General features: G+C 63.7%; 5 protein-coding genes and 2 pseudogenes. 3 read left to right on the top strand and 4 right to left on the bottom strand.

The features are described from left to right. Positions 1-812: 812 nt before the first annotated feature. Positions 813-1,601 carry a trypsin-like serine peptidase gene (locus ACIQMR_RS37890; RefSeq protein ID WP_401397618.1) on the bottom strand — a complete coding sequence of 263 codons (789 nt, stop codon included), beginning with the start codon at positions 1,599-1,601 and terminating at the stop codon, positions 813-815. Positions 1,602-1,904: 303 nt separating this feature from the next. Here ACIQMR_RS37890 and ACIQMR_RS37885 point away from each other — a divergent pair. Beyond that, positions 1,905-3,067, top strand: a protein-coding gene (locus tag ACIQMR_RS37885; protein ID WP_401397615.1) for an IS3 family transposase whose coding sequence is annotated in 2 segments (ribosomal slippage) — positions 1,905-2,189 and positions 2,192-3,067 — 1,161 coding nt in all. Because the reading frame shifts where the segments join, the coding sequence is not laid out codon by codon here. Here the strand turns inward: ACIQMR_RS37885 and ACIQMR_RS37880 are convergent. After that, on the bottom strand, positions 2,999-3,451 hold the full coding sequence (locus tag ACIQMR_RS37880; protein ID WP_401397613.1) for an IS3 family transposase: 453 nt from the start codon (positions 3,449-3,451) through the stop codon (positions 2,999-3,001). The two genes, ACIQMR_RS37885 and ACIQMR_RS37880, sit on opposite strands and share 69 nt — an antisense overlap. After that, entirely contained in the window at positions 3,448-3,747 is a 300-nt protein-coding gene (locus ACIQMR_RS37875) for a transposase (protein WP_401397610.1), read from the bottom strand. The genes ACIQMR_RS37880 and ACIQMR_RS37875 overlap by 4 nt, the downstream gene beginning before the upstream one ends. Positions 3,748-3,918: 171 nt before the next feature. Between ACIQMR_RS37875 and ACIQMR_RS37870 the strand changes: the two are divergent. Both ACIQMR_RS37870 and ACIQMR_RS37865 read left to right on the top strand, forming a co-directional pair. After that, positions 3,919-4,949 (top strand): annotated as a pseudogene (locus ACIQMR_RS37870) (IS630 family transposase). A 37-nt stretch (positions 4,950-4,986) separates the two neighbouring features. Continuing rightward, positions 4,987-5,195: pseudogene (locus ACIQMR_RS37865) on the top strand (transposase); the annotation flags it as partial. A gap of 13 nt (positions 5,196-5,208) precedes the next feature. On the opposite strand, the gene ACIQMR_RS37860 reads toward ACIQMR_RS37865, so the two are convergent. Then, a complete protein-coding gene (locus ACIQMR_RS37860; RefSeq protein ID WP_401397608.1) occupies positions 5,209-6,627 on the bottom strand; it encodes a Gfo/Idh/MocA family protein in 1,419 nt (472 codons plus the stop codon). Positions 6,628-7,197 lie beyond the last annotated feature (570 nt).

Here is a 7,197-nt window from a genome sequence, read left to right as displayed (position 1 = left end):
CCATCCCCGCAACTACCTGGCCTTTCTCGGCCTCGCCGCCGCTCTGTGCTGCTACAAGCGACTCGTCCGCCTCACCACATAGGACACGGCCTAAGGTATAAATTGCTCATCCGTTGTGCAAGATGAGAGCCCACCCTGAGTCGGGACGTCACCAGATTCGCGGGCGTGCTCTGGGTGTGAGCAAGTCTAGTGCGAGTTGTGATGAAACCTTTCGAGACGACACGGTTCGGTGAACCTCAACGCGGCAGCCTCGTTCTCCCTACCTGCATAGGTTGCTGGCGAACGTCGCTGCGTACAGCACCATGCTCTGCGGGGAGTTGGTACCTGTTGGATACGCCATTGGACCTCATGCGGCCGCAGTGGTCAGTCGGCCTCGTCCGCCACGACCTGCACAAGGGCCGTGCTCTGGCACACAACCATTCACAGCAGCTACTGATGTCCCAACCCTGGCACACGCTTCCTGACGTCAGGCGTCTATACCGGGACCAGTCAGGCTCCCGTCGGCGCCCCCGAGGGCGAGATCACCCGGACCCGCCTCCCGGCCGTCCCCAACCGGTTCCCCTGTCCCTGTCACCAAGCGCTACTCACACCCCTGCTCACGGATCAGGAAGCCGGCTAACAGCCGACCAACTGCTCCGGAGCCAACAGGTGCGGCGGCCACCTTCCGTGGTGATATCACGACAGAAGGTAGCCGCCATTTGATCACATCCCGCACCTGGCACAGCGCTCGTGCCCCATGCTCCTCCCCCGGTGGAACCTGTGCTCCACTCAGTTCCTATTGCGGGGACGGATGTTCACAGATGTGCAGCGCGTCAGCCCTCGTCCCCGATATCCATGGCCTGCTCGAACAGTTCGAGCGAAGTGGCGTCGAGAGCAGCACCGGCCGTTCCATTTACTCCGTTCGTGCTGTATGTACCGTGATTGACGCCTACCAGCCGCCACTCGTTGGCGCTTTCAATGAAGATCGGACCTCCCGAGGCGCCGCCTCCGAGGTTGCTGCACACGTTCCGCGCCTGAAGGATTCCCCCTTCCGGATCGCTCTCATTGCGCAGCACACCGGCGAGCGTCTCTTCACATGTTTCCGGTCGGTAGTAGCTATCGGCCTCATCTTCCTCAGCTTCCTCAACCTCGGGCGCATACTTCGGGTAGCCCATGATCCTAATGGAGTCATCTTCCGCGCCTGGACTCATGGGAACCCAGCCGGCGACGTCTCCAATCGATTGATCACCGCGGGGCTCCAGCACGATGTAAGCCACGTCGTACGCGGTGTGCGCCCAGTCTGAATCCGAGTCAGGGCTGTACTTGGGGTGTACGAGAACCTCTGACGACCGCCAATGAGCGTCAAAGGGTGGGTTCTCCCTCTCGGAACTCCAGCCAGGAGCGAAGAACACCGCATCGTCTGCGACCTGATGCCCGCGTTCATCCTGAACGCAATGCGCTGCCGTGACAATGACGTCCCGTGCCACCACTGTGGCGCTGCAACGGTCATGGCGGCCGATCGAAGCATCGCCGCGATCATGATTGAAGTCCACAGCCAGATAACCCACCTTATGTGCAACGGAATCCGGCGGAGTGATGACCTCGGCCCTGGCGGTCGACACCCCCAGCACAGAACATGCTCCGACGGCAACCATTACAGCAACGGCAGAGGAACAACGTAGCACTTCTGAAATACTCCTAACGATTGGTCAACTCGCACGCTTATCAAACGAGTTATCTACGAGCCGACAGAGTCGATGGCTCACACTCTCGCGTGGGCAGGAGGTCAGTTGCAGAGCAATAGCTACCTACTTCCCGTGCGCCAGACCAAAGCACCAACGCAGTTCGCATAGTTGGGGTCTGCCGCACGATCGGGTGACGTCTGAACTGGCTTGCCCTGTAGGGCGGGTGGAAAGGATGTCGCTGTGCCCAAGCCCTATCCCGAAGAGTTCCGCCAGGACGTCGTGCGGGTCGCGAGGAAGCGTGGCCCGGGTGTGACGGTGGAGCAGGTTGCCACCGACTTCGGGGTCCACCCGATGACGTTGTGGAAATGGATGCGCCGGGCGGACATCGACGACGGGACCAAGCCCGGAGTGACCAGGCAGGAGAGCGCGGAGCTGCGGGAAGCTCGGCGGCGGATCAAGCTGCTGGAGCAGGAGAACGAGGTCCTGCGCCGGGCCGCGGCCTGTCTGTCGCAGGCCCATCTGCCGGGAAAAGGATCTACCCGCTCGTGAAAGAGCTGGCCGCGGACGGGACGCCCGTCACGGTCACGTGCCGGGTCCTGAAGCTCGCCAGACAGCCTTACTACCGCTGGCTCGACAAGCCGGTGACCGACGCCGTGCTGGAGGAGGCGTATCGCGCGAAAGCGCTCTTCGACGCCCACCGCGACGACCCGGAATTCGGCTACCGCTTCCTGGCCGACGAAGCGCGCGGCGCCGGGGCCCGGATGGCGGACCGGACCGCGTGGCGGATCTGCCGGGACAACCGCTGGTGGAGCGTGTTCGGCAAGAAGCGCGGCAAGGGCAAGAAGGCCGGCCCGCCCGTGCACGACGACCTGGTCCGCCGCAACTTCACCGCGGACGGGCCGAACCGACTGTGGCTCGCCGACATCACCGAACACGCCACCGGCGAGGGCAAGCTCTATCTCTGCGCGATCAAGGACGCCTTCAGCAACAGGATCGTGGGCTACTCCATCGACGAGCGGATGAAGTCCCGCCTGGCCGTGGCCGCCCTGGACAACGCCGTGGCCCGGCGTGGAGACGTCGGCGGGTGCATTCTGCACAGCTATCGCGGATCGCAGTTCCGCGCCCGGAAGTTCGTCCGGGCGCTCGACCGCCACCGGATGGCCGGATCGATAGGGAGGGTCGGAGCTGCCGGCGACAACGCGGCCATGGAGTCCTTCTTCAGCCTGCTGCAGAAGAACGTCCTCGACCGCCGTGTCTGGGCCAACCGCGAAGAACTCCGGATCGCGATCGTGACCTGGATCGAGCGGACCTACCACCGGCGCCGCAGACAAGCCTCACTCGGCCGGCTGACCCCCATCGAATTCGAGACCGTCATGACCACGCCGGCCCTCCAGGCCGTGTAACGAACCTGTCACCCGAACCTGCATCAGACCCGGGGCCGGCTTCGCCTTCGCATCCGGCCGGGTCAGCGAGCGGCGCTTGCGCCGTGTGACGCCGCGTATGTCGCGCTCGCGGATCACGCGGGCGACGCGTTTGCGGTTCACCCGTCGGCCCAGGCGTCGCAGTTCGGCGTGTAGGCGCGGGACACCGTAGGTGTGGCGGGAGGCGATGTGCAGCACCGTGATCTCGTGCCCGAGCGTGTCGTCGGCGGCCTCCCGAGCGCGGCGGACCGCCTCGCCATCACACCACGCGTAGTACGACGAGCGGGCGACCTTCAGCACCCGGCACAGCAGAACGACCGCGTAGTTCGCCTTCTCCGCGTGGATGAACCGGTACAGCTCGCTCACCGGTCGTTCTCCTTCACGAAGAAGGCTGTCGCCTTTTTCAGGATCTCGATCGTCTGCTGCTGTTCGCGGTTCTCCCGCCGCAGCCGCTTGAGCTCCTCGCGCTCGGCACTGCTCAGCTCACCGCCTGTCCCCTCGCCGTGGTCCGCTTTCGCCTTCCGGTACCAGCCGCGCAGGGACTTCGAGCTGATGCCGAGTTCCCGGGCCACCGCAGTGACCGTCTTGCCCGAGGAATCGACGAGCGCGATCGCGTCCCGCTTGAACTGCTCGGTGTACCGCTTCGTGTACTTGCTTCCCACCTGGTGCTACTTCCTCTGGAACCTCAAGATCCCAGTCTCCAGGTGTCCACGATCAAGGGGAAGCTTCAGCTCTGAGTCGGGAGTTCTGTTCGGATATGTAGGCTTGTTTCATGGCGCGGGCGGGTCGGCCGTAAGCCGAGTTGAGAGTCCTCGGATGAGGAACGGGCTGCACTGGAGGGGTGGGTGCGGCGTGGTTCCCCGTCGCAGGCGTGGGCGTTGTGGTGTCGGATCGTCCTGGCGTGTGCCGAGGGTGCCTCGAACAAGGATGTGGCGGCCCGGCTGGGTTCCACGCCTCATGCGGTGGGCCGTTGGCGGTCCCGGTTTGTGCTGTACCGGATCGCCGGGCTGGGTGACATGCCGCGTCCGGGCGGACCCAGGACGGTGACGGACGAGCAGGTCGCCGCGGTGGTTACGAAAACACTGGAGTCCACGCCGAAGAACGCGACACACTGGTCGACACGGTCGATGGCGAAGGAGATGGGCCTGTCGCAGTCGTCGGTGTCACGGATCTGGCGGGCCTTTGGGTCGCAGCCGCACCGGTCGGAGACCTTCAAGCTTTCGACCGATCCGTACTTCGTCGGCAAGGTCCACGACGTCGTTGGGTTGTATCTCGACCCGCCGGAGCGGGCGCTGGTGTTCTGCGTGGATGAGAAGTCGCAGATCCAGGCCCTGGACAGGTCCCAGCCCGTGTTGCCGATGATGCCCGGAGTTCCCGAGCGGACCACCCACGACTACCTTCGCGCCGGGACCACCACACTGTTCGCGGCACTGGAGGTCGCCACCGGCAAAGTGATCGGCTCCCTGCACCGCCGACACCGCGCCGAGGAGTTCAAGAAGTTCCTGATCAAGCCCGACAGGAAGTACCCGCCGGCCTGGACGTCCACCTGATCTGCGACAACTACGCCACCCACAAGACCCCCGCCATCAAGAAGTGGCTGCTGGCCCATCCCCGGTTCCACCTGCACTTCACACCGACCGGTTCGTCCTGGCTGAACCTCGTCGAGCGATGGTTCGCCGAACTCACCAACAAGCAGATACGGCGAGGAGTCCACAGATCCGTCCAAGCCCTGGAGAAGGACATCCGCACCTGGATCGCAGCCTGGAACAGCGATCCGCAGCCCTATGTCTGGACCAAGACCGCCGACGAGATCCTCGAACGCCTCCCCTCATATCTGAACAGAATTCCTGACTCAGAAGACTAAGCCGTGTCCTATGTGGTGAGGCGTCGTGGACCTCGATATGGGGCGGGGCACGTGGAGTTGGATTGTTCGGGACGGGCTGTGGGAGATCACGAAGCCGCTGATCCCTCCGTCGAAAGTGCGGCCGCAGTGCGGCGGGACGCAGGACGCGCTTGATGAGCCGCTGTTCGCGGCGATCATCTATGTGCTGGTGTCCGGTTGCGCCTGGCGGGCACTGCCACCGTGTTCGGCATCCCCAAGTCCACCGCCCCTGCCGGTACTTCTATTCTGGCTTGAGTGAATCCATCCCTGGCCTAGCCCTGCGCCACTCACCCCGGGTGAAGTCTGGAATCTGCTGCGGTGCGCCGTTCGCCTTCACCGACAGATGGCTTAGCGGCACGGGCGCTGTCCACGTGGCTGCGTCGTATACGTCGAAGTCGGGGACGAGGCCCAGGTGCATGCACTGCATCAGTCGGAACATCATGATGTAGTCCATGCCGCCGTGGGCACCGGGCGGGTGGGGATGATCTTTCCACAGCCAGTGGTCCCAGTCGGCATAGGCGCCGAAGTCGCCCCACTCGTCGTCCGAGTGGTCTGTATCCAGATGGATGCGGGCTGGAAAGTCCTCAAACACGCCCGTGGTTCCGCCGAGGCTGTTGATGCGACTGTAGGGGGCGGGCGTCGTCACACCGTGCTCGAGACGGATTACTCGTCCCTTGGCCGTCCGTACGATGCTGATGGTGCGATCACTAGTGACATATGTCTCTTTCCAGCTTGGGTCGCCAGGCGGAATGTGGGCCTCGCGATATTCAGCTAGTCCGAGCGCAGGTGTGCCGAGACTACTGATGCTGACCGCCCGGTCGCCGCGGTTGATGTCCATGTAGTTGGCGACCGGCCCGAAGCCGTGGTTCGGGTAGAGATCGCCGCGTAGCCGCGTGTGCCAGAGCCGCCGCCAGGGCCCCTCGAAAAACGTCGGCGAGAACATCTGGCCCCGGTGATCGTGAATGTAGGCGCCCGCTCCGTGCAGCAGCTCTCCGAAGACGCCCGCGTGCGCCATGCGCAGCACGCGCATCTCGTTGCGGCCATAGCAGCAGTTCTCCAACTGCATGCAGTGGCGTCTGGTGCGCTCGGATAGATTGACCAGCGTCCACAGCTCTTCGAGACGCATCGCGAGGGGACATTCCACGCCAACGTGTTTGCCGCCCAGCATCGCCGCCGCTGCCATGACGAAGTGCACGTCCCAAGGCGTCGCAACATAGACAAAGTCAACATCGCCGCGACCGCACAGATTCTCGTAGTCATCCTCGTTCTTGGTATAGATCGCGGGGGCAGGCTGACCGGCCTTTATTACCTTGGCAGCAGCCGCCTCGGCCTTCGTCCGCACCACGTCGCACACCGCGGTTACCTGCACACCGGGGAACCGCAGGAAGAGCTCGACTAGGGAGCCGCCGCGGTTGCCGAGCCCGATGACTCCGACCCGCACGGTGCTGCGCCGCTCGAAGGGAACTCCCGCCATGGTGCTGTCATACCCAATGGACGCCGCATGGCTGGTCTCCATAGCCGGAGCCACCGTTTCTCCAGCAGAGGCAGCACTGCCGCTGCCGAGGGCGCCGAGCCCTAGTCCCGATCCTGCAACACCCGCCGTGGTCCACAGAACGGAACGCCGGCTCACGGACTCGTCGTCGACTCCTGCTGTATCCACGGAAACTCCCTTGCTGAGCTATCCTTTGCGACCATCTTCGATTGCAGACGGGAGATGGAAGACGCCTAATCCGCTGAGCGGCATACATCTACACGTAAACTCCCACCTACTGCAAAGTACCTGGCGTACGCCCAAGTGACCGCAGACACTCCGGCCTCCGCACGGAACCACAGCTCGTAAGTCGGCTGCAACTCACCACACGGGGATCTGTAAAGATCACGGCGTAACTGGTTGGTTGGCTTGGTCAGATTCGGTTGTGGGTGAGGCGTCCGTCGAAGGCTTACGACCTCGTGCGTGATTGGGGGTGACGACGGCTGAGCTGGGTCGTTGGTCTGTCTGTGGTGGGGGTTGAAGCACGCAGGTTGATCGTGTCGGAGCGTCGCGTCACGGGACGGGTCTGGTGCAGGTTTGGGTGACGGGTTGACGTGCCCCACGGTTTGGGTTCCAGCTGCGGTGGCTAACTGGCGGCGGGGATGGTGTCTTGTTCGGAGAGTAGTTCGTACTCGATCGGGGTGCGGTAGCCCAGTGCTGAGTGGCGCCGCTGTGGGTTGTGGAAGACCTCGATGTACT

It is taken from the genome of Streptomyces sp. NPDC091376 (assembly GCF_044757085.1).
Taxonomy (GTDB): domain Bacteria; phylum Actinomycetota; class Actinomycetes; order Streptomycetales; family Streptomycetaceae; genus Streptomyces; species Streptomyces pratisoli.
The sequence above is the reverse complement of the archived record's forward strand: the minus strand, read 5'-3'. Positions and strand labels throughout refer to the sequence as shown.